The organism is Delftia sp. ASV31, assembly GCF_016428765.1.
Taxonomy (GTDB): domain Bacteria; phylum Pseudomonadota; class Gammaproteobacteria; order Burkholderiales; family Burkholderiaceae_C; genus Comamonas; species Comamonas acidovorans.
This window is the reverse complement of record NZ_JAELTK010000089.1, coordinates 1-22,970: the sequence shown is the minus strand read 5'-3', so window position 1 is coordinate 22,970 and position 22,970 is coordinate 1. Positions and strand designations below refer to the sequence as shown.

At 67.0% G+C, this 22,970-nt stretch carries 20 protein-coding genes and 1 pseudogene; all 21 read left to right on the top strand.

Going from position 1 to position 22,970, the window contains the following annotated elements; genetic code table 11:
- Positions 1 to 272, top strand: a pseudogene (locus JHD82_RS24225) (hypothetical protein); the annotation flags it as partial.
- Positions 273 to 404: 132 nt separating this feature from the next.
- On the top strand, positions 405 to 947 hold the full coding sequence (gene tssB, locus JHD82_RS24220) for a type VI secretion system contractile sheath small subunit (RefSeq protein ID WP_013802360.1): 543 nt from the start codon (positions 405 to 407) through the stop codon (positions 945 to 947).
- 28 nt (positions 948 to 975) lie between these two features.
- The gene (tssC, locus tag JHD82_RS24215) at positions 976 to 2,469 is read left to right on the top strand and encodes a type VI secretion system contractile sheath large subunit (RefSeq protein WP_012205676.1); all 1,494 of its coding nucleotides are present in this window, start codon (positions 976 to 978) and stop codon (positions 2,467 to 2,469) included.
- Between the two features lie 117 nt (positions 2,470 to 2,586).
- Positions 2,587 to 2,958: a hypothetical protein gene (locus JHD82_RS24210; RefSeq protein ID WP_012205679.1), complete on the top strand. Its 372-nt coding sequence runs from the start codon at positions 2,587 to 2,589 to the stop codon at positions 2,956 to 2,958.
- Positions 2,959 to 2,978: 20 nt separating this feature from the next.
- Positions 2,979 to 3,518: a hypothetical protein gene (locus tag JHD82_RS24205; protein WP_224986303.1), complete on the top strand. Its 540-nt coding sequence runs from the start codon at positions 2,979 to 2,981 to the stop codon at positions 3,516 to 3,518.
- 48 nt (positions 3,519 to 3,566) lie between these two features.
- Positions 3,567 to 4,376: a type VI secretion system accessory protein TagJ gene (locus JHD82_RS24200; RefSeq protein ID WP_199139207.1), complete on the top strand. Its 810-nt coding sequence runs from the start codon at positions 3,567 to 3,569 to the stop codon at positions 4,374 to 4,376.
- Between the two features lie 11 nt (positions 4,377 to 4,387).
- On the top strand, positions 4,388 to 4,834 hold the full coding sequence (locus JHD82_RS24195) for a DUF4087 domain-containing protein (protein ID WP_199139206.1): 447 nt from the start codon (positions 4,388 to 4,390) through the stop codon (positions 4,832 to 4,834).
- Positions 4,835 to 4,845: 11 nt separating this feature from the next.
- On the top strand, positions 4,846 to 5,400 hold the full coding sequence (gene tssE, locus JHD82_RS24190) for a type VI secretion system baseplate subunit TssE (protein WP_012205683.1): 555 nt from the start codon (positions 4,846 to 4,848) through the stop codon (positions 5,398 to 5,400).
- A 23-nt stretch (positions 5,401 to 5,423) separates the two neighbouring features.
- Complete coding sequence (gene tssF, locus JHD82_RS24185; protein ID WP_012205684.1) at positions 5,424 to 7,298, top strand: type VI secretion system baseplate subunit TssF; 1,875 nt, start codon at positions 5,424 to 5,426, stop codon at positions 7,296 to 7,298.
- On the top strand, positions 7,295 to 8,491 hold the full coding sequence (gene tssG, locus JHD82_RS24180; RefSeq protein WP_199139204.1) for a type VI secretion system baseplate subunit TssG: 1,197 nt from the start codon (positions 7,295 to 7,297) through the stop codon (positions 8,489 to 8,491). Before tssF ends, tssG begins: the two co-directional genes overlap by 4 nt.
- A 24-nt stretch (positions 8,492 to 8,515) precedes the next feature.
- Positions 8,516 to 9,349: a hypothetical protein gene (locus JHD82_RS24175; protein ID WP_199139202.1), complete on the top strand. Its 834-nt coding sequence runs from the start codon at positions 8,516 to 8,518 to the stop codon at positions 9,347 to 9,349.
- Between the two features lie 35 nt (positions 9,350 to 9,384).
- Complete coding sequence (locus JHD82_RS24170; protein ID WP_233174875.1) at positions 9,385 to 9,990, top strand: hypothetical protein; 606 nt, start codon at positions 9,385 to 9,387, stop codon at positions 9,988 to 9,990.
- A gap of 4 nt (positions 9,991 to 9,994) precedes the next feature.
- Entirely contained in the window at positions 9,995 to 10,558 is a 564-nt protein-coding gene (locus JHD82_RS24165) for a hypothetical protein (RefSeq protein ID WP_199139200.1), read from the top strand.
- 50 nt (positions 10,559 to 10,608) lie between these two features.
- Entirely contained in the window at positions 10,609 to 13,350 is a 2,742-nt protein-coding gene (gene tssH, locus JHD82_RS24160; RefSeq protein WP_199139198.1) for a type VI secretion system ATPase TssH, read from the top strand.
- On the top strand, positions 13,347 to 15,638 hold the full coding sequence (locus JHD82_RS24155; protein WP_199139196.1) for a S41 family peptidase: 2,292 nt from the start codon (positions 13,347 to 13,349) through the stop codon (positions 15,636 to 15,638). The genes tssH and JHD82_RS24155 overlap by 4 nt, the downstream gene beginning before the upstream one ends.
- Before the next feature lie 35 nt (positions 15,639 to 15,673).
- On the top strand, positions 15,674 to 16,636 hold the full coding sequence (locus JHD82_RS24150) for a hypothetical protein (protein ID WP_199139194.1): 963 nt from the start codon (positions 15,674 to 15,676) through the stop codon (positions 16,634 to 16,636).
- Positions 16,637 to 16,638: 2 nt separating this feature from the next.
- A complete protein-coding gene (locus JHD82_RS24145) occupies positions 16,639 to 17,811 on the top strand; it encodes a hypothetical protein (RefSeq protein ID WP_199139192.1) in 1,173 nt (390 codons plus the stop codon).
- Between the two features lie 13 nt (positions 17,812 to 17,824).
- Positions 17,825 to 18,922, top strand: coding sequence for a hypothetical protein (locus JHD82_RS24140; protein WP_199139190.1), 1,098 nt, complete (start codon positions 17,825 to 17,827; stop codon positions 18,920 to 18,922).
- A 121-nt stretch (positions 18,923 to 19,043) separates the two neighbouring features.
- On the top strand, positions 19,044 to 21,236 hold the full coding sequence (locus tag JHD82_RS24135; RefSeq protein WP_199139188.1) for a type VI secretion system Vgr family protein: 2,193 nt from the start codon (positions 19,044 to 19,046) through the stop codon (positions 21,234 to 21,236).
- Positions 21,237 to 21,246: 10 nt separating this feature from the next.
- Complete coding sequence (locus tag JHD82_RS24130; RefSeq protein ID WP_180319502.1) at positions 21,247 to 22,563, top strand: DUF2169 domain-containing protein; 1,317 nt, start codon at positions 21,247 to 21,249, stop codon at positions 22,561 to 22,563.
- A complete protein-coding gene (locus JHD82_RS24125; protein ID WP_012205695.1) occupies positions 22,556 to 22,915 on the top strand; it encodes a DUF4150 domain-containing protein in 360 nt (119 codons plus the stop codon). Before JHD82_RS24130 ends, JHD82_RS24125 begins: the two co-directional genes overlap by 8 nt.
- Positions 22,916 to 22,970: the final 55 nt, after the last annotated feature.

Below are 22,970 nucleotides of genomic sequence, written 5' to 3'. Positions count from 1 at the left end.
CACTGCGCATTGACGAAAAGCGTGTGCGCTATTTCCTGCGCCACGCCAGGCCCAGCAGCCAGTTCAATTACGCGCGTGCCTATGAAACCGGTAGTTGCAGCGCCAGTGCCGTCGTGCGCTTCAAGGGTGGCCGCGAATTCCGGCTGGCCATCGATGACGGCACCGGCTGGGGAACCACAGAGAGCAAACGCTCCGTGTCCTACCTCTATTGCGAAGCCTGCACTGATCTGCTGGAGCCGGACTTCGACTTCAAGGAGCCAGCGTCCCCATGACATCTGCGCCTTTCCACGGCTTTGACCGTTTCCACACGGCCTCTTGCGCCCTCAGCCCTTCGGTCCGCCGCAAGGCGGGACTCCAGGCTTTTTACTTCTGCGACCTATTTTTTTCTTGAAAGGAACACCCGCATGTCGCTCACCAAAACCGGCAAGAGTGGTCAGAAATTCATCGCGCGCAACCGTGCGCCGCGCGTGCAGATCGAGTACGACGTCGAGATCTACGGCTCGGAAAAGAAGGTGCAGATCCCCTTCGTGATGGGCGTGCTGGCCGATCTGTCGGGCAAGCCCGTCGATCCGCTGCCCGAAATCGCCGACCGCAAGTTTCTGGAAATCGACATCGACAACTTCGATGCGCGCATGAAGTCCATCAAGCCCCGCGTCGCCTTCCAGGTGGACAACACGCTGACGGGCGAGGGCAAGCTCAACATCGACCTGAGCTTCGAGAGCATGGAGGACTTCTCCCCCGCCGCCATCGCGCGGCGCGTGGGCGCGCTCAACTCGCTGCTGGAGGCCCGCACCCAGCTGCACAACCTGCTGTCCTACATGGACGGCAAGCAGGGCGCCGAGGAGCTGATCGGCAAGGTGCTCAAGGACCCTGCGCTGCTCAAGTCGCTGGCCGCCGCGCCCAACATCACTGCTCCGCAGGCCTTGGGCCCTGCATCCGAGGCTTGAGGCAGCACATCAGGAAGGCAAGCACGTCATGAATACCGCAACCCAACTCGAACAATCGACCCAGGCGCTGGCCGGCAGCGAATTCGGCAGCCTGCTGCAAAAGGAATTCAAGCCCAAGACCGACCAGGCCCGCGAAGCCGTGGAAGCGGCCGTGCAGACGCTGGCCCAGCAGGCCCTGGGTTCGGCGATCACGCTGTCCAACGATGCCTACCAGACGGTGCAGGCCATCATTGCCGAGATCGACCGCAAGCTGTCCGAGCAGATCAACCGCATCATCCACCACGACGACTACCAGAAGCTCGAAGGCGCCTGGCGCGGTCTGCACCACCTGGTGACCAACACCGAGGTGGACGAGATGCTCAAGATCCGCGTCATGAACATCTCCAAGAAGGAGCTGCACCGCAACATGCGCCGCTTCAAGGGCGTGGGCTGGGACCAGAGCCCCGTCTTCAAGAAGGTGTACGAAGAGGAGTACGGCCAGTTCGGCGGCGAGCCCTTCGGCTGCCTGGTGGGCGACTACCACTTCGACCACAGCCCGCCGGACGTGGAGCTGCTCGGTGAAATGGCCAAGGTGGCCGCAGCGGCCCACTGCCCCTTCATCTCGGGCGCGGCGCCTGCCATCATGCAGATGGAATCCTGGCAGGAGCTGGCCAACCCGCGCGACCTGACCAAGATCTTCACCAACACCGAGTACGCCGCCTGGCGCAGCCTGCGCGAGTCCGACGACGCCAAGTACATCGGCCTGGCCATGCCCCGCTTCCTGGCACGCCTGCCCTACGGCGCGCGCACCAACCCGGTCGATGAATTCGATTTCGAGGAAGAAACCGACAGCGGCGACCACGGCAAGTACTGCTGGGCCAACTCGGCCTACGCCATGGCGGTCAACATCAACCGCTCGTTCAAGTACTACGGCTGGTGCACCTCCATCCGCGGCGTGGAATCGGGCGGCGCGGTGGACAACCTGCCGGCCCACACCTTCCCCACCGACGATGGCGGCGTGGACATGAAGTGCCCCACGGAAATCGCCATCAGCGACCGCCGCGAGGCAGAGCTCGCCAAGAACGGCTTCATGCCCCTGGTGCACCGCAAGAACTCGGACGTGGCCGCCTTCATCGGCGCCCAGTCGCTGGCCAAGCCCGCCGAGTACTACGACTCCGACGCCACGGCCAACGCCAACCTGTCGGCGCGCCTGCCCTACATGTTCGCCTGCTGCCGCTTCGCGCACTACCTCAAGTGCATCGTGCGCGACAAGATCGGCTCCTTCCGCGAGCGCACCGACATGGAGCGCTGGCTCAACGACTGGATCATGAACTACGTGGACGGCGACCCGGCCAACTCCTCGCAGGAGACCAAGGCCCGCAAGCCCCTGGCCGCCGCCGAGGTGCAGGTGCAGGAAGTCGAGGGCAACCCCGGCTACTACACCTCCAAGTTCTTCCTGCGCCCCCACTACCAGCTGGAAGGCCTGACCGTGTCGCTGCGCCTGGTGTCCAAGCTGCCTTCCGTGAAGCAGGGCGCGAAGTAGGACTGCCCGCCCACCTGGCTCCTGGTGCCGACACGCTCGCACCAGGGCCAGGCCCCATAACAAGAAACAGGCCTGGAGAAGCTTTCCCCTCCAGGACTCAATTCAGAGAGGCTTTTCATGCCCTGGAATGTAGACAACGCCGTCGCCACCCTGCAGACCAATGCCCGCGCCAGTTCGGCCGGCTACTGCGCGCGCTATGTGCGCGATGCGATCGGCGCTGGCGGCATCGCACTGCAGCGCACGCGCGATGCCAAGGACTACGGCACCAGCCTGGTGGCCGCCGGCTTCACACGCTACGACGCCATGCCCGAAGGTGGCTACAAGAAAGGCGATGTGGCCGTGATGGAGGGCTTCACCTCATCGCCCGCTGGCCACATGCAGATGTTCGACGGAAGCGTCTGGATCTCGGACTTCAAGCAGAACGGCTTCTGGGCAGGGCCCGGCTACCGCACCCACAAGCCCGCTTTCAAGATCTACCGCCATCCCTGATGAGCCCATTGAGCCACGCCATGAACGCCTGTTCCAAAGCTTTCTTCACCCTGCTGCTGGCCGGTACGGCCTGCGCCACGGTGCAAGCCGCCCCTGCCACGGCAGCGGACATCACCACCCTGTTCACCGACGCCCTGCATTGCCGCATCGAGTTTCCCGACGGCCGCGACGAAGCGCTCGCCCAGCGCCTGCGCGCGCAGGGCGTGACCGTGGTGGACCGCGCGCCCGGCGAAAGCCTGGACCTGCTTTATCTGTTTGCCACGCCGTTGGAGATTGATGGCACACAGGTGTCCTCCATCACCGTGCGCGGCGGCAGCGGCAGCATTGTCGCGGCGCGCGCCACGGGCAGCCTGCAGGCGCTGGTCCAGCGCACCAAGGCCCGGCCGCAGGCGCGCAGCAGCTGGAACCTGGAAGGTTTCGGCGAACTGCCCGCCCAGTACGCACGCGCCATGCCGCTCAGAAAGGGCCTGGACGAGACGCCACCGCGCATCGTCATCGGCCATGTGGCCGGCGAGGCGCCCGACGCCGTGCGCTGGGGCTGCCGCTCCTACGACGACTGACCGGGGCGCAGCCGCACCCCGCCCCTCTCTTTTTCCTGCGTTTTCACCATGCCCCTGCCCAGCTTCACCTCACAGCTTTCCCTGGACGAGCAACTCAAGGCCCTGAAGGACCAGATCCGCCAGGCCCCGGCCTCGGCGCCCCTGCGCGTCTACTACTTCCAGCTGCTTTGCGTGCTGGGCGAATGGCAAAAGGCGCTGGAGCAGCTGCAGCTGTGCGCCCAGCTCGACCCGTCGTGCGAGCCCATGGCGCGCGCCTACCGCGAGGCCATCCGCTGCGAAGTGCTGCGCGCCGAGGTCTTCGCCGGCAAGAAGAAGCCCTTTCTCATGGGCGAGCCCGCGCAATGGCTGGCCTGCCTGATCGACGCCCTGGCCCATGAAGGAGCAGCTGCCCAGGACCTGCGCGCCCGCGCCCTGGACGAGGCGCCCGCCACCGCAGGCCACATGGGCGAGCACCGCTTCGAATGGCTGGCCGACAGCGATACCCGCCTCGGCCCCGTCTGCGAGCTGCTGGCGCACGGCAGCTACTACTGGCTGCCCTTCGACGCCATTGCACAGATCGGCTTCGAGCCCGTGCAGGACCTGCGCGACCTGATCTGGCTGCCCTGCGAGGTCACGCTGCGCGAGGGCGGCGCGCTGCAGGGCTTCATGCCTGCGCGCTATCCGCTGGCGCCCGGCGATGACGACGCCGTCCGCATGTCGCGCCGCACGCAGTGGAGCCCGCTGGACACAGGCTCCTCCGATCCTGACGAATCCTCGGGCCACGTGGCCGGCCACGGCCAGCGCACCTGGGTCACCGACTCCGAGGACTTTCCCATGCTGCAGGTGCGCCAGCTGGCGCTGGAAACCGCCACGCGATGACGGAGCAGGCCATGCACGGAACAGTCGCCCCCGCGTCCCCGCAAGCCCTGCGCTGCCCGTTCTTGCTGCTGGCTGCCTTGCTGTGTCTGGGCCCGTGGCCTGCATCGGCCTCCAGCCACGGCCCGGCCAATGCCCTGCGCTGCGGCTGGTTCGACAACCCCACGCCCGCCAATGCCTCGTTGACCGATCGCGATACCGACTGGACCGTTGGCGTGCAGGGCGGCCACCAGGCCCAGGGCGACTGGCCCCGCTTTGCAGACCGTGACTGGGTGCGTACCGGCCATGGCAGCCACGGCTATGGCTGCGCCTGCATGAAGGTGTCCACCGATGACAAGGAGCAGGTCGTTCAGATCTTCTCTGCCCGTTCGCGCCCTCTTTCCGCCTGCCGCCAAGACCCGGCTTTGAAGGCGAAGGAGCCCGTGAACCCCCTGGCGGCTGCCCGGCCGGCCGGTTCCTGAAGAAACAAGCCATGCGCCCCAGTCCCCTCAACCCCATGCCCACGCTGCGCACGCGCCAGAACCAGGCGACCGCAGCCAAGGACCGGCTGCAGCCCGCCCTGCTGGACCGGCTGACCGACCATGAGCCCCATCTGCGCACCGAGCGGCCCGACGCGGTCTTCGTGAACGAATCCCGCCTGCGCGAGGCCCTGCTGCGCGACCTGGGCTGGCTGCTCAATGCGCGCGATGCCTGGGACCACGTGGAGATGGAGGGGCTGGAGCATGTGCAGCGCTCGGTCATCAACTACGGCATGCCGCCGCTGGCCGGCCAGCTGCTGTCCGAGCTGGACTGGAGCCATGTGGAGCGCAGCATCCGCGAAAGCATCCTGGCCTTCGAGCCGCGCATCCTGCCCAAGACGCTGGCCGTGACGCTGCTGGCCTCCACCGAGCAGCTCAACCACCACAACACGCTGCAGTTCGAGATCCGCTGCCAGTTCTGGTCCATGCCCTATCCGCTGGAGCTGCTGCTCAAGACCAGCCTGGACCTGGAGACCGGCCAGGTCTCGCTGCAAAACCTCAGGGCCTGAGCCCGGACGCCGCCACCCACACCATGAATCCCCGCCTCGTCGAGTACTACAACCGCGAACTGGCCTATCTGCGCGAGCTGGGCGCCGAGTTCGCCGCCGCCTTCCCCAAGGTGGCGGGCCGCCTTTCCCTGCACGACACCGATGTGGCCGACCCCTATGTGGAGCGCCTCCTGGAAGGCTTCAGCTTTCTGAGCGCGCGCATCCAGCTGAAGATGGATGCGGAGTTTCCGCGCCTGTCCCAGCGCATGATGGAAATGGTCTGCCCCCACTACCTGGCGCCCACGCCATCCATGGTGGTGGTACAGCTCAAGCCCAGCGCCAAGGAAGGCAACCTCGTGGACGGCTTCACCCTGCCCTCTGGCAGCGTGCTGCGCACCCACAAGTCACAGGAAGAGCAGACCATCTGCGAATTCCGCACCGGCGGGCCGCTGACGCTGTGGCCGCTGGAGATACGCCAGGCGCGCCTGGGCGGCCCGGCGCTGGACCTGCCCCATGCCCTGGTACCCCAGCTGGGCGAGGCCGGCGGCCACCTGCGCCTGCAGCTGGCCACGCTGGACGCCTCGCAGTGCATGCAGCTGGCGATGGACCAGCTGTGGGTCTACATCCATGCGGGCGATGTCGTCGCCTCCCACCTGCAGGAACTCATCCACACGCAGACGCTGGCCATCGTTGTCCACCACCCGCAGGACCCGCGCCAGGTCTGGGACGTGCTGCAGCCCGATGCACTGCGCGCCGAAGGCCATGACAGCGAGCAGGCGCTGATTCCCTATTCGCACCGCGCCTTCCAGGGCCACCGTCTGCTGCACGAGTACTTTGCGTTTCCCGCACGGCAGCGGTTCTTCTCGATCAACGGCCTGTCGCGCAGCATGCGCCGCATTGCCCATGACGGCGTGGGCATCACCGTGCTGCTGCGCCGCGCCGCGCCCACGCTGGAGCCGCAGATCGACGCGGCCAAGCTGCTGATGCACTGCATTCCGGCCATCAACCTGTTCGAGTACACGGCGGACCGCCTGCATGTGGCCTCCAACGTGCACGAGTACCACGTCATTCCCGACCGCACGCGGCCGCTGGACTTCGAGGTCTACGGCGTGCAGGCCGTCACCGGCCACCACGAAGGCAAGACCCAGGACCGCGAATTCGCGCCGCTGTACGCATCCACGCACGGCCTGCACTCCACCGAGCAGGCCTACTTCACCACGCGGCGCGAGCCCCGGCTGTTTTCCGAGCGCAGCCTGCGCAGCGGCCCGCGCACGCAGTACCTGGGCTCGGAAGTCTTCATCTCCCTGGTGGACCAGCGCGAGGCCCCGTTCTCCGACGACCTCAAGCAGCTGTCCATGCACACCCTGTGCACCAACCGCGATCTGCCCCTGCTCATGCGCGTCAACCAGCCGGGCGGCGACTTTGCGCTGCAGGAATCGGCGCCCGTGGAATGGGCCCGCGCCATCGCCGGCCCCAGCGCGCCCATCCCCGCCGTGGCCGACGGAGGCCTGACCTGGCGATTGATCTCCCACCTGAGCCTGAACTACCTGGCCATGACCGATCTGTCCGACGAGGAAGGCGCGGCCACGCTGCAGGAGCTGCTGCGCCTGTACCTGGACCTGGGCAACCACCAGCTGGCCGGGCAGATCGCCGCCATCCAGGGCATGCGCATCGAACCCATCACGCGCCGCCTGCCCCAGCACCGCCAGCTGGTCTACGGCCGCGGCGTGGGCGTACACCTGAGCGTGGACGAGCCGGCCATGGCTGGCGTCAGCCCCTGGCCCCTGTCCAATGTGCTGGAGCGATTCTTCGCCCGCCATGTGGGCGTCAACAGCTTCACCGAGCTGCAGCTGCACTCGCGCCAGCGCGGTCCCGTCGCGCGCTGGACTCCGCGCCCCGGACAAAGGCCCGGCATATGAGCAACGCCGCCCACGCCTCCCTGCCCGAACCGGAACACCCCCAGTCTGCGGCTCCGGCTCCGGCTCCGGCTCCGGCGCCCGCGCGTGCGCCCGTGCAGGCCACCGGGCCCGAAGACGCCCGGGCGCGCCTGTTCTGGCAGCGCCTGAGCGCCAAGCCCTACCAGTTCGACCTGATGCACAGCCTGCGCTACCTGCAGGCACGCCATCCCGCGCTGCCGCGCCTGGGCCAGGCCACGCGCCCCAAGGACGAGCCGCTGCGCCTGGGCCAGGACCCGTCGCTGGCCTTCGCCCCCGCCACCATTGCCGAAATCCTGCCCTCGCGCGCCGGCGAGCCCGAGCGCATGACGGTCTGGAACTTCGGCCTCTACGGCCCCAACGGCCCGCTGCCCACGCACATCACCGAATACGTGCGCGAGCGCCTGCGCCAGCATGACGACGCCACGCTGGCACGCTTTTCCGACATCTTTCACCACCGCATGCTGCTGCTGCTGTTCCGCGCCTGGTCGGACGCACAGCCCACCGCATCGCTGGACCGCCCGGGCGAAGACCCCTTTGGCCGCTACATAGACAGTTTCATAGGCGCCGGCCTGCCCAGCCAGCGCGCGCGCGACGACGTGCCAGACCACGCCAAGCGCTTCATGGCCGGCCATCTGACCCGCTGGACGCGCAACCCCGAAGGACTGTGCCAGGCCCTGTCGCACTACTTCCAGATTCCGGTGAAGCTGGAAGAAAACTGCCTGCACCACCTGGAGCTGGAGCCCGAGCAGCAGACCCGGCTGCAGGGCCGCCCCTGCAACTCGCGTCTGGGCGTGGACGCCGTCGTGGGCTCGCGCGTGCCCGATGCGCAAAGCAAGTTCCGCCTGGTGCTCGGCCCGCTGGGTCTGGAGCAATACCGGCAGCTGCTGCCCCAGGCCGCACTGTTCCAGACCCTGGTGGACTGGGTTCGCAACTACCTGGGCATCGAATTCGCCTGGGACTACGTGCTGGTGCTGCGCCGCCAGGAAGTACCTGCAGCCCGGCTGGGCAGCAGCACCCAGCTGGGCTGGACCACCTGGCTCACCCACGCCGAGCCCGCCCAGGACGCGCGCGACTTCCGCCTGGACCCCGAAGCCTGGCTGCGCCAGCGCCGCCAGCCCGTGCGCGGCCGGCGCCCGGGCCCCAGCCCTCGAACCACTGAATCACCGAACCACTGAATCACCACTTCCCTGCTCGCACACATGCCCACCGTACAGATCAAGTTCCCGCACAACGCCCCGGTCCCTTCCACGCTGACGCTGGTCGAAGGCAACCGCCTGCGCGTCAAGATCGAGGCCGTCGCAAAGACCTACAAGCTGGGCGCCAGGATCGATGCGCCCAGCATTCTTGCGGCCCAGCCCCCCGTACACAACGCCCGCGCCGACAGCTGGCAATTCGACTTCGTGGCGCAGCAGCCCGGGCTCACCAAGCTCAGCATCGTGGCGGTGCAGGGAGCCGGGCTCAGCGTCATGCCCGCAGCCATCACCGTGCAGGTGGAGAAAAGCATTTCGCTGCCTGCGGAGAGCACGACGGAGGGGATGCTGGCAAGGCTGTTCCTGGCGGAAAGCGTCTCGCCGGGCGACACCTCACTGGCCTGGAATCTCGACAACGTGAAAACCGGAATGCAATGGATGCGCCGAGTCATCGAAAACCGCTTGAAAAGCGGAAAGCCTGAAGACTTCATGGCCCGCGGTGCCACCAGCGTCGAGGACATCGTCATGGCGGATGACCGGGGATCGGTCCAATTCCATGGCTTCAACGTCTATCCGAAGCTGGGTCCCGACATTGCCAAGAACCTCCGCGACTATGTGGACAACGCCAACAACGGCCTGCATCCCAAACGCAAGGCCTATCTGGACTTTGTGCAGGCGGCCCTGGACGTTGCCACCGGCGCGGTGCCGCCAGACCCAACCCCCACAGGCCTGTTCGCCTGGAGAACTGCGAAATCCAGCTCTCCCGGTGCCGACTTCATTCAGCACGCCGCGCTGGCTAGAAATATGTTCTACACACATGCCCGGCTGCGCAAACGCGACTGATCCCCAAAAACATCGAAAACCAAGGAGGCCACTCCATGTCACCAACCCATACTGGATCAAGCACGTTGAAACCGTATCGCCATTTCCCAATGGCCAGCCTTGCCACTGCCATTGCAGTGAGCGCCTGCTTGATGGGTGCCCAAGCCTCCGAATCATCGCAGCCACCAGCACCGCCGGCTGAAATCAGCAGCCAGCAAACCGAGCCGACGGCTGCCGACTACTCTCGGCCTGCGCAGGAAAGAGTCGCGTCCATGACTGCGCTGCGGCAATACCTGAAGTTCAAGGATGAAGTCTGGGAAACCCAAAGAGCCCGCCAGAGCAATACCTTTTGCTTCGTGCAGCAGCGTCCCGACCATCCGTCCGATCCCGAACCGAACGTGTGGATGGTCTGGCTCAATGGCGGCGAGATCGTCAATATGGGCTGGCATCTCTATTCGCCCAAAACGCTGACGAAAGAAGACGCCAAAGCGGATGGTGAAAGCCTGGCAAGAATGAAATCCATCAAGCTCGCGACAGACGTGCGGGAAACGGCCCAGGAAATCTACGGTAGCAGCTTCCTCGTCGAACGCGCCTGGGTGAACAGACTGCTGGCGCAGTGCAAGGCCAAGGGCCGCACCATCAAAGTGGCTCCTGCCCGATAGCCGCATGCCGCATATCGGACGCAACCGCTTTCCCGGGCCATGCCGTTTCAGGCAAGGCCATCGCCTGCTCGCAAGGTGTCTGCTGGCCACCCTGGCGGGATTGGCTCTGCCTTTGCTGGCAGCGCCGGAAAGCGGGCGGGCCTCCGATTTCTCGCGTCCGGCGCAATCCCTGATTCCTTCTCCAGCCGCCCTGCGTATCCATTTGAAGAGCCGCCAGGCATCGACTGGCCACGGAAAGCCTGCAGCCCTCCAGCGCTTTTGCTTCGTGCAACAGCACAACCGCAGCGCAGTCCCTGCGCGATCGTCGGTCTGGATGGTCTGGCTCGAAGGTGGCCAGATCGCCAACCTGGGGCAGCGCCGCTTCACCGCCAAACCGTCGCCGGATGAAGCGCAATGGGATGGCGATGCCTTGTCTGAAGCCAAGACCATCCACCTCGCCACCGACGTCCGTGAAACGGCGCAGGAAATCACCGGCAGCAGCTTCCTCGTCGAACGCGCCTGGGTCGACCGGCTGCTGGCGCAGTGCCAGGCCAAGGGCCGCATGGTCGAAGTCCGTCCCCGCCCCTAGCCGGCATGCCCGGCCCCCATTCATCCACTCTTTTTCCGCACCCAAGACCCATGACAGAAATCAGCCGCCAATCCCTCTTCGGCAAGCTCAACCCGCTGCTGTTCAAGTCGCTGGAAGGCGCCACCGTGTTCTGCAAGCTGCGCGGCAATCCCTATGTGGAGCTGGTGCACTGGCTGCACCAGCTGCTGCAGGAAAACGATTGCGACCTGATCCGCATCCTGCGCCACTTCGACATCGCCTCCGACCGCCTGGCCGCCGATGTGCTGCGCCGCCTGGACCAGCTGCCGCGGGGCGCCACCTCGATCAGCGACTTCTCCGAGCACATAGAGACCGCCATCGAGCGCGGCTGGGTCTATGCCACGCTGATGTTCAACGACAGCCAGATCCGCAGCGCCTATCTGCTGTCGGGCATGGTGCGCACGCGCTCGCTGGCCAATGAGCTGCGCTCCATCTCGCGCGAATTCGACAAGATCTCCGAGCCCGCGCTCAGCGATGCCTTCGCCCGCCTGCTGCCCGACTCGCCCGAGGCTCGCATGCGCGCGGCCGATGGCAGCGGGCTGGAAGGCACGCCGGGCGAAGCCAGCCAGGCCACGGGCGCGGCGCCCGGCCAGGGCGGTGCGCTGCAGCAGTACACGGTGGACCTGACGGCCCGCGCCAAGGCCGGCGAGCTGGACCCGGTCACGGGCCGCGACGACGAAGTGCGCCAGATGGTGGACATCCTGCTGCGCCGCCGCCAGAACAACCCCATCCTGGTGGGTGAGGCCGGCGTGGGCAAGACCGCCGTGGTCGAAGGCCTGGCCCTGCGCATCGCCCAGGGCGACGTGCCGCCGCCGCTGCAGGGCGTGGAGCTGCGCGTGCTGGACGTGGGCCTGCTGCAGGCCGGCGCCAGCATGAAGGGCGAGTTCGAGAACCGCCTGCGCGGCCTGCTGGACGCCGTGCAGTCCAGCACCACGCCCATCGTGCTCTTCATCGACGAAGTCCACACCCTGGTGGGCGCGGGCGGCCAGGCCGGTACGGGCGATGCCGCCAACCTGCTCAAGCCTGCCCTGGCGCGCGGCACGCTGCGCACCATCGGCGCCACCACCTGGGCCGAGTACAAGAAATACATCGAAAAAGACCCGGCCCTGACCCGCCGCTTCCAGCTCGTTCAGGTGCACGAGCCCGACGAGCCCCGCGCCGTGGACATGCTGCGCGGCGTGGCCGCCAAGCTGGAAAACCACCACCAGGTGCGCATTGCGGCCGACGCGGTGGCCGCGGCCGTCAGCCTGTCGCACCGCTACATTCCCTCGCGCCAGTTGCCCGACAAGGCCGTCAGCCTGCTGGACACGGCCTGCTCGCGCGTGGCCATGGCCCTGCATGCCACGCCCGCCCAGCTGGAAGCCGTGCAGCGCCGCATCGAGGCCCTGGGCGTGGAGCAGGAAGTGCTGCTGCGCGAGGCAGCCCTCGGCCTGCCCACGGCCGAGCGCCTGCAGGCACTGGAAACCGACCTGGCCAGCCTGCGCGAGCGCCAGGCCACGCTGGCCGAGCGCTTTGGCCAGGAAAGCGCGCTGGCCCGCCGCATCCTGGAAACCGAGGCCGCCCTCATGGGCCTGAAGCCGCCCGTCTTCTCCACCGGCGCCGCCGCAGACCCGTCCGCTGCGGCACCGGAGACGGCCGCCGAAGCCACCGCAACCGAACCTGCCGAGCCCCCCAGCGTGGCCACGCTGGAAGCGCTGCGCCGCCAGCTCGCCGAGCTGCAAGGCGATGCCCCGCTGCTGCAGCCCGTGGTCGATGCCGGCGTGGTCGCCGCCGTGGTGGCCGAATGGACCGGCATTCCCGTGGGCCGCATGGTGCGCGACGAGGTGCAGTCCGTGCTCTCGCTGGCAGACACGCTGGAGAAGCGCGTCATCGGCCAGCGCCATGGCCTGGAGGCCATAACGCGCCGCATCCAGACCTCGCGCGCGCGGCTGGACGATCCGGGCAAGCCCATCGGCGTATTCCTGCTGGCGGGTCCCTCGGGCGTGGGCAAGACCGAGACGGCGCTGTCCCTGGCCGAAGCCCTGTACGGCGGCGAGCAAAACCTCATCACCATCAACATGAGCGAGTTCCAGGAGGCGCACACCGTCTCCACCCTCAAGGGCGCGCCACCGGGCTACGTGGGCTACGGCGAAGGCGGCGTGCTCACCGAGGCCGTGCGCCGCCGCCCCTACAGCGTGGTCCTGCTCGACGAAATCGAAAAGGCCCACTCCGACGTGCACGAGATGTTCTTTCAGGTCTTCGACAAGGGCTGGATGGAAGACGGCGAAGGCCGCTACATCGACTTCAAGAACACCGTCATCATCCTGACCTCCAACGTGGGCTCGGACCTGATCGCCAACATGTGCCGCGACCCGGACCTGGCGCCCACGCCGGAAGGCCTGGCCCAGGCCGTGCGCCAGCCGCTGCTGCAGACCTTTCCCGCCGCGCTGCTGGGCCGCCTGACGGTGGTGCCCTACTACCCCATCTCCGACGCCATGCTGGAGCAGATCATCCGGCTGCAGATGCTGCGCATACAGCGGCGCATCGAGGAGCGCCACGGCGCGCAGTTCAGCTTCGACGAAGCCGCCGTGGACCTGGTGCGCCGCCGCTGCAGCGAGGTCGAGTCCGGCGCGCGCATGGTGGACGGCATCCTCACCCAGAACCTGCTGCCGCGCATGGCCACCCACTTCCTGCAGGCCACCGTGGAAGGCCAGGAACTGCAAAGCCTGCACGCCGGCGCCAGCGGCGACGACTTCACGCTGGACGTGCGCACCCGCGCTGCGGAGCCCGCATGAGCGGGCGCCGTCTTCCACGCGCCACCACGGCAGTGATTGCCGCCGCGCTGCTGGCGGCCCCGGCCGCACAGGCGCTGGACCTGGGCGCCATCGGACAGGCTGCCGACACTGTGCAGCGGGCCTCGGGCGCCGCCACGGCCGGCCAGCAGGCGCTGGAGGCCGGCCGCAGCGCAGCCAGCACGGCCACCAACGCGGCCACCGGTGCCGCCAGCGAGGCCCGTGCCTGGTGGGACCGCAACCAGGCCCAGCCCGAGGCGGCACAGTCACCGCCCTCCGGCGCCGCCCCCGTGCAGGACGACCAGGGCGGCCCACGCCGCGTCATGGCCGTGCTGGGCGACGCCTGGACGGACAGCGCCCGGCGCGGCCAGGCTGTGGTCGCGCTCATGGACCAGGGCCCCTACCTCGTGCAGCGCCAGGCCGCCCATGTGGCGCCGGCCAAGTCGCAATGGCTGGCCCTGCCGCGCGGCGACAGCACCGGCGTGGCCATCGAACTGCCCAGCGACCCCGACGGCACGACCTATGACCTGTCCACCGGCCGCGCGCGCCCCGGTGGCCGGGGCGTGCGCATCTTCGCCCTGTCCGTCCACGCCGACGTGCCCCAGCGCGCGGGCCGGCGCAGCCTCGACGCCATAGAGCAGCACGCCATGCTGCGCGCCAGCTCGGTGCGCACCGAATGGCCGCGCCAAAGCGGCGACATCCTGGAGCCCACGGGCGGCAAGCTGCTGGTCTGGGCCAGCGATGCCACGCAGCGCTTCCCTTCCGGCTTTGGCGCCGACGGGCGCCTGTTCACCGCCGACGACCCCATGGTCACCCTGCCGCGCGGCTACACCGTGGTCACGCTGGAGCCTCAGGGCCTGCGCTTCGACCGCGCCCGGGAAATCGCCCTGGCCTTCCACGCCGTCCAGCCCGCGCAGGACATCGACCTGTCCCGCCTGGGCGCAGGCGATGCGGCCCAGGCCCTCATCGGCCTCATTGCCGAGCGCCACCCGCTGGCCGCTGCCAGCGGCTTTGATGCCGGCAAGCTGCGCGCCGACTACGGCCAGCGCCTGCAGACCGCCGCCGAGCGCGGCGACAGCGCCGCGCAGGCCCAGGCCCTGGCAGAAATGGGCCAGCGCCTGGGCGATGGCCAGTACCGCGTTCTGCTGCCCGGCGGCCAGGCCTGGCCTGCCCGCACAGACCGGGGCCTATCCCCGCAGCTGCTGGCACGCGGCAGCGTCAACCTGCCCATGCCGCGCACCTGGCTGCGCGAGGACGGCCGCATCGCCATCACCAGCGTGGCGCCAGTCTCAGCCGCCGCCAAGGCGGGCCTGCAGCCCGGCAGCGACATCCTTGCCATCGAAGGGGAAAGCCCGGCCCGCTACCTGGACCGCATTGCCCCCGCCTCGCTGCGCGCCGGTGCCGACGCCCGCCGCGCCGACCTGCTGGCGCTGGACCTGGGCACGCCCGCCACGCTGAGCCTGCGCACCGCAGCCGGCACACCCCACAGCACATCCAGCAGCGCATCCGGCAACCAGGAACAGACCCTGCGCCTGGACGCCGCCCCCGCCGCAACCACGGCCCTGCCTGCGGCCGAGCCCGCCCTCGCCTCCTTCCTGCTGCGCAGCGCCCAGGGCGGCAACCTGGCCTACATCGCCCTCGACAGCTTTGCCGACGGCGCCACCGGCCAGCTCAACCGCTGGGAGGGCGCCTTGGCCGCAGCCACCCAGGCCAGGGTCACGGGCCTGGTCATCGACCTGCGCGCCCACCGGGGCGACGACGCCTACCAGCTGGTGCCCCACATGCTGGCCTCGCTCTACACGCGCGACAAGCCGCTGCGCATGCAGGACGCCGCCCAGCGCCTGTTCGACCCCGCCGCCCGCGTCTGGCGCAGCCGTGGCGGCCTGGGCCTGCCGGCCCAGCTGCCGCTGGCCGCCTCGGGCACGCCCTTCACGGCCCCCGTCGCCGTGCTCACCAGCCCCGGCTGCGCCGGCCCCTGCGAACTGTTCGCTGCCTGGCTGCAGCACAGCCAGCGTGCCGACATCGTCGCCACCAGCGCCACGGCCGGCGCCACCGGCCCGGCCACACGCGTGCACCTGCCGGCCGGCTTCATCGTGCAAGCCCCCCTGCTCGCAGAAACCGGCCCCGCTGGCGGCAACAACCCCGCCGCACAAGCCCAAGGCGTGCCCCCGCGCCTGCGCGTGCCCGTGGACGCGGCCTTCACCGCCTCCCTCCAGGCCGGCGGCGACCCGCTGCTGGATGCCGCCGTGCTGCACCTGGATCGCAGCCGCACCGCACAGGCGTCGCGCTAGACCCGCAATCCACCCTATTCCAAAGAGCTTCGACCATGCCGCTTGCCATTACGAGCCAACCCGCAGGATCTCAATTCGCCATCACCGCCGATGCGCAAATGCCCACCATTACCGTGACTGCCGTCTTGCAGAACGAAGCACTGCCTGCGGGAGCCACGCCCATCTATGAATGGTCGGCCACTTTGATTTACGACGGCGGCAGCGATGTCAGCAAGACACGGTTCGGAAACAAGCAGCGCACCCAGCACAGTCCCATCGCGTCGCAGACCAGTGCCAACCCCAGTTGGCGCATTCCCTTTACCGAAGTGCGAGGTGGCAGCCTTACCGTACAAGTCATCTTGCGTGCTGGAGGCTTGGAGCGCCGTGCCAGCGTCAGCTGGCTCATCGTGGGCCAAAACCCATCGAGCACGGCCATTCGAGCATTCGCCAACGGCATCGGTGCAGACAGAGTCGTGTTCCGCAAGAAGATGCGGCAGGAAAGTTCACTACATCAGTTCCTGTCACCTCCCGGCCACTGGCCCAAGTACAGCAGTGACGGCAAAGGCGGTGTGGGCCTTTGCCAGCTCACAACGCCACCGCCTACCGCAGACCAGACCTGGAGCTGGAAAGAGAATGTGCGCGGCGGCTGGACGCTTTATCAGGAAAAGGAGCGCATCGCCCGCAGCTACCCGCGCACCGTGCGCAAAAGCCAACAATTCAGCAACCTTGTGGCTGCCTGGAATCAGGCACGGGCAAGGCAGGGGTTGCCGGCCATTCCCGTGGAACTGCCGGACTACACGGCCGAGCAGTTGGAACGCGACACACTGCGCGGCTTCAACGGCTATGCCAATGGCCTCCACGAGTACCGCGTGCGCCAGCAGGACGGTCAGCTGTTTGTCACGATCAACCCCGCTGGAACACTGGGACTGGCTGAATGGGAACAGGTTCCGGTTTCAGAGCGCGGCACCAAGGGCGATCCCAACTATGTAGAAAACGTGCTGGGCAGGGAGGACTTTTAGCCATGCCCGCCCGTTCTATCGTCATTCACCTCATGAAGGCTTCCGCAGCCATGGCTGCCATAGCGATGGCCGTGGGCTGCTCTTCCAGCGCCGACCAGATGGAGGCCGCTGCACATCCTTCGGCCACACTCGCTACGGCAGCAACGGCCAAGGCACTCGACCCCACAGACCGCAGCCAGTATCGCTATCTGTATGCCGTGTACTGCAATGGCCGAGTGGATCGACTCGATCTGAAAAGACAGACCAAGACAGGCAGTTTTCAGCTCTCCGAGCGAAGTGGCGGACCACCTGCGGTGCCCGTGCAAAGCGCAAGCACCTCCTTCGCCGACAGCTGCCAGATTCGCCCCGCAGCTACGGGCGACATGCAGGATCAGGCCGCAGGCCTGGTGAATCTGGTGGCAGGCGATGGCAAGGGCGTCGCTGCCGATGGCCGACAGTCCTATCGGTTGCTGACGTTTTCCCTGCCCGGCTGGACCTTGCTCGGAACCCGTGACCTGGGCCGCTTCGAAAACGGCCAGCCGCACGTGCGCCGGGCCACAGACGGCTCCCTTGTCGCCGTCCACAAGCCGGATGGCGACCTGCGCACGCAGTTGACACAGCAGGCCAGGGCATACGCCGGTGGCGAATCCCTGGAGGATCTCCGGGCGGAGGAAATGTCGGCAGGCCGCGTGCTGCTGAGCTACCGCCTCCCGGGAGCAGACGGCTTGGGCTTTGCGCTGTCGGACCGCGAGCGCGCACTCACGGTGCCGTTGCAGGCGCTGCCCGGCCAAAGCCTGGCCCCTGGATGGCGCCTTGCGCCAGGCGGCCGCTACGTGCTGCTGACCCTGAACGAGCTCGTACCCATGGAACGGGGCCTGCAGCAGTTGGCCGCCACCGGCGAGATGCGCCTGTACGACGCACAAGGCCGCCAGCTGGCCACGCTGAACGATGCCCGCGTCGCTGGGCCCTCCATGGTCTTGATGCCCAAGGAAGACATGGACCGCGACACACCGCGCACGGCCGGCCACTGGCTCAACATCGCGCTCACCCCGGATGGACTGGCCGTGTTCGCCGATCCTCTGGGCAACTACCAATTCGTCGAACTGGGACATGTCTTCGGCCTGGACCCGGTCGTGGGCCTGGACGCCGACGACTACGACAGCCGGCTGCCTGGTCTGGTCTATGCAGCGCAATAAGCAATCCCTTTCCATGCACCGAAGCGCCACCGCCAGCGCCATCGGCTTGGCGCTGCTGTGCCCTGGCCTGGGCATGGCTGAGACGGCGGCCCCCACAGCACCCGTCCAGAGCCCCCACCGCTACCTCTACGCCGTGTACTGCAACGGCACCGTTGACAGGCTGGACCTGGTCCAGCAAACCAAGACAGGCAGTTTTCAACTGTCAGAGCGCAGCGGCAAGCCTGCGGCCATTGCCGCGCTGCCACGGCCAGGAGTTCGACCTGGCGGCTGCCTTGCCCGCCCTGTCGTCACGCAGGATGCGCAGGACAGCAGTGACGGGGTGGTGAACATCGTCGCCAGCAGCCGGCTGGACCCCGATGCGGACGGCCGCAAGCCCTACCAGCTGCTGACCTTCGCCCTGCCGGGCTGGACGCTGCAGCAAGCGCGCAATCTGGGCAGCTTCGATGCATTGCCCCGCCTGGCCCGCGCCGCTGACGGAACCCTGGCCGTGCAGCCCCAGGACAAGGATCCGGCCGCCGCCATGGCCACGCAGGCCCGGGCCTGGGCGGCAGCGGATGCGATGGCCTGGACCAGCGCCCAGGCATGGTCGGCAGGCAATGTGCTGTTGACCTATGCCTTGCCCGGGCAGCGCGGCATGGGCGCTGCGCTGGCACTGGGCGCCGAGGCGCGCATCGTGCACCTGGCCGAGTTCCGCAGCGGTGGCAACGACATCCTGCCCGACCTGCACCTGGCGCCGGGCGGCCGGTTCGTGCTGGCCAGCCTGAAACGCTCCGTCCCTCTGGGCGCGGGCCTGCGCAAGGTCGAAGCCACCGGGGAGCTACGGCTGTATGGCGCGGATGGCCGGCAGACCCGGGTGTTGAACCAGGCGAGCCTGGCCGGCAGCGTGCTGCCCCGGAGCCGGCCAGGCTCGCTGGACCCGGACCAGCCCAGAACCGACAACGACTGGTTCAACGTAGCCCTGACGCCGGGCGGCCTGGCGGTTTTCACCGACCGGCGCGGCAACTACCAGTTCATTGGGCTGGGCCAGCCCTTCGACAGCGACCCTGTCACGGATGACGCCCAGGATGACGCCGACGGCGCCCGTCCTGGGCTGGTGTACGCAGCCCGCTAGCAGCAGAGGACCTTCCAGCCACCCCATGCAAGCCCTTCATCGACCGGCGCACGCAGGCCCCGCCATCCAGGCCTGAAGCCCCGACCCCTCTTCCACCCCAAGCACCGCGAGATCCGACACCATGACACGCAGAGTCACCATCAACACCCCCCTGGCAGACCAGCTGCAGCTGCGCCGGCTGCAGGGTCGCGAGGAAATCAGCCATCTGTTCGCCCTGGAGATCGACCTGCTCAGCGAAAGCGACAGCATCGATCCCAAGTCCCTGCTGGGCAAGGGCGCCACCGTGGTGGTGGAGACCCAGGACGGCGGCAAACGCTACATCGATGGCCTGGTCACGGCCTTTGGCATGCGCGGCCAGGACGAGCACCGCAACTTCCTGTACCGCGCGCGCCTGTCGCCCTGGCTGTGGCTGGCCACGCGCCGCAGCGACTTCCGCATCTTCCAGAACAAGACCGTGCCGGACATCATCAACGAGGTCCTGGGCATCTACGGCCACCCCATGCAGCAGCGCCTGACGCGCTCCTACCGCACCTGGGAGTACTGCGTGCAGTACAACGAGACGGACTTCCAGTTCGTCTCGCGCCTCATGGAGCACGAGGGCATCTGCTACTACCACCAGCACAGCGCGGGCCAGCACGTGCTGACATTGGGCGACGACATCGTCGCCTCGCACGACCCGCTGCAGGGCGGCGCCGTCATCCCCTTCCACCCTCCGGGCAAGGCCGCCGTGGCGCGCGAGGAATGCATACACGCCTGGGAACTGCACCAGCGCGTCAAGCCCGGCCGGCACTACAACGACGACTACGACTTCAAGAAGCCCCGCGCCGAGCTGTCCAACATGCGGCGCAACCCGCCCGGCCATGCGCACGACGCCTACGAGATCTACGAATGGCCGGGCGGCTACACCGAAACCGGCGACGGCGAGGACTACATCCGCGTGCGCCTGCAGCAAAGCCTCACGCGCCAGAGCACGGTGCAGGGCAGCTCCAACCACCGCGCCATGGCGCCGGGCTACACCTTCACGCTGGACAACTACCCGCGCGGCGACCAGAACCAGGCCTACTTGGTCACGGCCGTGGACTACGCCTTCGAAGAAAACCCGCGCGTCAGCGACGGCGGCAGCGGCGAGGGCTCGACACAGAAATTCGTGCTCCAGGCCCAGCCCACCAGCCTGCCCTTCAAGCCCCAGCGCATTACCGCCAAACCACGCACCACGGGCCCGCAGACCGCCGTCGTCGTGGGCCCCGCAGGCGAAGAGATCTGGTGCGACCAGTACGGCCGCGTCAAGGTGCAGTTCCACTGGGACCGCATCGGCGGCATGAACGAGAACTCCAGCTGCTGGATGCGCGTGGCCACCAGCTGGGCCGGGCCGGGCTTTGGCGCGGTGCACATCCCGCGCATCGGCATGGAAGTCATCGTGGACTTCCTCAACGGCGACCCGGACTACCCCATCGTCATGGGCTGCGTCTACAACGCCTCCAACATGCCGCCCTGGGCGCTGCCGGCCAACGCCACGCAATCGGGCATCAAGACCAGATCCAGCAAGGGCGGCGCACCGGGCGCGGGCCTCAAGAACGGCCAGGGCGACGCCAACGCCATCCGCTTCGAGGACAAGGCAGGCGCCGAACAGCTGTGGCTGCATGCGCAAAAGGACCAGCTCACCGAAGTCGAGAACGACGAGGACAAATGGGTGGGCAACGACCGGCGCAAGACCATCGACCGGGATGAAACCAACGTCATCCACCGCGACCGCACCGAGACCGTGGACCGCGACGAGACCATCACCGTGCACAACAACCGCACGGAGCGGGTGGACCACAACGAGAAGATCAGCATCGGCGACAACCGAAATGAAGACGTCGGCATCGACGAGAACATCTCCATCGGCAAGAACCGCAGCAAGACCATAGGCCGCAACGAGAAGGACAAGATCGGCAACAACTGGTCGATCAAGGTGGGCAGCTTCAAGACAGAGACCATCGGACTGGCCTACATGCAGAACGTGGGCCTGGCCAAGATGGTGAACATCGGCGCCGCCTACAACGTCAATGTGGGCGCGGCCATGGTGGTGAATGTGGGGCTGAGCCAGAGCACGACGGTGCTGGTGGACCGTTCCGTCAGGGTCCAGGGCAACCAGCAGACCACGGTAGGAAAGCGCTACGCAATTCAGGCCGGCGACGAGCTCTCAATCACCGTGGGCGCTGCCAGCTTGGTAATGAAAAGCGACGGCACGATCACCATCAATGGCAAGAACATCGACGTGGTCGGCAGCAAGCACATCGGCCTCGACTCCAAGCGTATTGACCTGAACTGAGGAGTCCCGAATGGAGCGCCCTTCCCACGCAATGCCCAGTCCGGTGGAGTCCGCCCCCTTGCCGGAGGTGGTCAACCACACGCCCTGGCCCAGCCAGTACTTCCAGCATGTGGACCCACATGGCGAGATTTTTCACGTCATGGTCAGCCGCATCTCCTACACGCTGCGCGCGGTACAGAAAAATGGCGATCTCATAGAGCCCACTGTCCTGCCGCCCGAGCAACAGACACCGCTTTGCACCGCAGACGAGTTCTACGCAAACGTGAACATCAGCAGCGTGCTGCAGGAAAGCGATCTTGCTCCTTACAAGCCAAAGTGCGATGTCATCCTCACCAATGCCTTTGCATATACGCCAGACGGCAAGCCTCATGAGCGGTGGCCGGCCGGCTTCAGGTTTGCAGACAGCATCATCAAAACGCTTCAGGTCACCGGACCGCGGCAATTCGAGCGCTCTCTGACCAGCCTCGGAGCGCTGCGTCCCGGCGCCCCGAAACCGGTCACTCAGGTGCCGCTGTGCTATGAGCTGGCCTTCGGGGGCCCCAATGTCATTCGCCAGGAGCAACTTCTGCAAGAGTTTCTGGATGACAGGGACGACGTCAGGATCACAAAGTCCCAACGCGAGATCGCCCAACAGGCGCATGACGCGCTCCCCGCCTTCTACACGCCCAATCCGATTGGTTGCGGCAGGCTTCCCGAGGCGGTCCACGACGCCGACAAAGCCATTGCGAAACTGGAAACCCACACACAGCAGCAGCCCCAGTCCGCGCAGCACTACGCAGCGCCGCAGATTGAGGCCTTGAACCAGCCTTATGACGGACAGCAGGACTATCCGGTCGTAGGCGTGGGCGCCATCGGACGCTGGTGGAGTCCTCGGGTTTCCCTAGCCGGGACGCATGACGACGCATGGAAGCAATCCCAGTGGCCCAAAAGTCCTTTGGATCATGACTACCGCTACTGGAACTGTGCGCCGGAAGACCAGCAGATCGACTACCCGCAGGGTGGCGAAGAGGTCATGCTCCTGAACCTCATTCCAGCCGACAAATACCAGGGCATTTTCCGCTTCAAGCTACCCACGCAGGAGCTGCAACTGCTGGTACGCCTGAATGTGGGCGTGGTGATGTTTGCGCCCATGAACATAGACACGGTGATCCTGGATTTAGCGACCGGCACTGTGACTACCGTCAGGCGGGCAATCATCAGCGCCAAGACAGATGTCAGGCAGTTGGAGTTGGGCACCTGGCCCAAAGGCACAGGCATGGAACTGGATGCCGAAATGCAGCGTGCAGCCAGCGAACGCACGAAACCACAGGAGGCACGCCGTGGCTGACGAAAACATCGCATCCAAGGACGGGCGGTTTCGCATCGTTTCGCTCACCCCAGACGTATGCCTGACACCGAGCAAGAACGGCGTCCCGGTGCCCTACCCCATCACGCACCAGATGAACCAGAGCAGGCAGTGCTCTCCCAACGTCTTCCTGCAAGGCAAGCCTGTCTACCTGCACAACCAGAGCTATGTCGACAACGTCATGGGCGATGAACCCGGACAAGGCAAGGGCGTGGTCAGCCAGACCAATATGCGCATCAGCCACGACATAGACCACAGCAAGACCGTCTACGTCAATGGCCGGGCCATCGTGCGCACCGGCGACAAGATGTGGATGAACTGGAAGAAGCCCTGAAGCGCCATGGCCACCAGAAAAAAACAACTGCCTGCAGCGCAGTCACAAACTGCAC

Bases quoted from the DNA above. Each gene is read 5' to 3' on its own strand.
- JHD82_RS24195 (WP_199139206.1), top strand. From the start codon at position 4,388: ATGCACGGAACAGTCGCCCCCGCGTCCCCGCAAGCCCTGCGCTGCCCG.
- tssC (WP_012205676.1), top strand. From the start codon at position 976: ATGAATACCGCAACCCAACTCGAACAATCGACCCAGGCGCTGGCCGGC.
- JHD82_RS24150 (WP_199139194.1), top strand. From the start codon at position 15,674: ATGCCGCTTGCCATTACGAGCCAACCCGCAGGATCTCAATTCGCCATC.
- JHD82_RS24210 (WP_012205679.1), top strand. From the start codon at position 2,587: ATGCCCTGGAATGTAGACAACGCCGTCGCCACCCTGCAGACCAATGCC.
- JHD82_RS24200 (WP_199139207.1), top strand. From the start codon at position 3,567: ATGCCCCTGCCCAGCTTCACCTCACAGCTTTCCCTGGACGAGCAACTC.
- tssG (WP_199139204.1), top strand. From the start codon at position 7,295: ATGAGCAACGCCGCCCACGCCTCCCTGCCCGAACCGGAACACCCCCAG.
- JHD82_RS24155 (WP_199139196.1), top strand. From the start codon at position 13,347: ATGAGCGGGCGCCGTCTTCCACGCGCCACCACGGCAGTGATTGCCGCC.
- tssE (WP_012205683.1), top strand. From the start codon at position 4,846: ATGCGCCCCAGTCCCCTCAACCCCATGCCCACGCTGCGCACGCGCCAG.
- tssF (WP_012205684.1), top strand. From the start codon at position 5,424: ATGAATCCCCGCCTCGTCGAGTACTACAACCGCGAACTGGCCTATCTG.
- JHD82_RS24135 (WP_199139188.1), top strand. From the start codon at position 19,044: ATGACACGCAGAGTCACCATCAACACCCCCCTGGCAGACCAGCTGCAG.
- JHD82_RS24205 (WP_224986303.1), top strand. From the start codon at position 2,979: ATGAACGCCTGTTCCAAAGCTTTCTTCACCCTGCTGCTGGCCGGTACG.
- JHD82_RS24140 (WP_199139190.1), top strand. From the start codon at position 17,825: ATGCACCGAAGCGCCACCGCCAGCGCCATCGGCTTGGCGCTGCTGTGC.
- JHD82_RS24175 (WP_199139202.1), top strand. From the start codon at position 8,516: ATGCCCACCGTACAGATCAAGTTCCCGCACAACGCCCCGGTCCCTTCC.
- JHD82_RS24130 (WP_180319502.1), top strand. From the start codon at position 21,247: ATGGAGCGCCCTTCCCACGCAATGCCCAGTCCGGTGGAGTCCGCCCCC.
- JHD82_RS24170 (WP_233174875.1), top strand. From the start codon at position 9,385: ATGTCACCAACCCATACTGGATCAAGCACGTTGAAACCGTATCGCCAT.
- tssB (WP_013802360.1), top strand. From the start codon at position 405: ATGTCGCTCACCAAAACCGGCAAGAGTGGTCAGAAATTCATCGCGCGC.
- JHD82_RS24145 (WP_199139192.1), top strand. From the start codon at position 16,639: ATGCCCGCCCGTTCTATCGTCATTCACCTCATGAAGGCTTCCGCAGCC.
- tssH (WP_199139198.1), top strand. From the start codon at position 10,609: ATGACAGAAATCAGCCGCCAATCCCTCTTCGGCAAGCTCAACCCGCTG.
- JHD82_RS24165 (WP_199139200.1), top strand. From the start codon at position 9,995: ATGCCGCATATCGGACGCAACCGCTTTCCCGGGCCATGCCGTTTCAGG.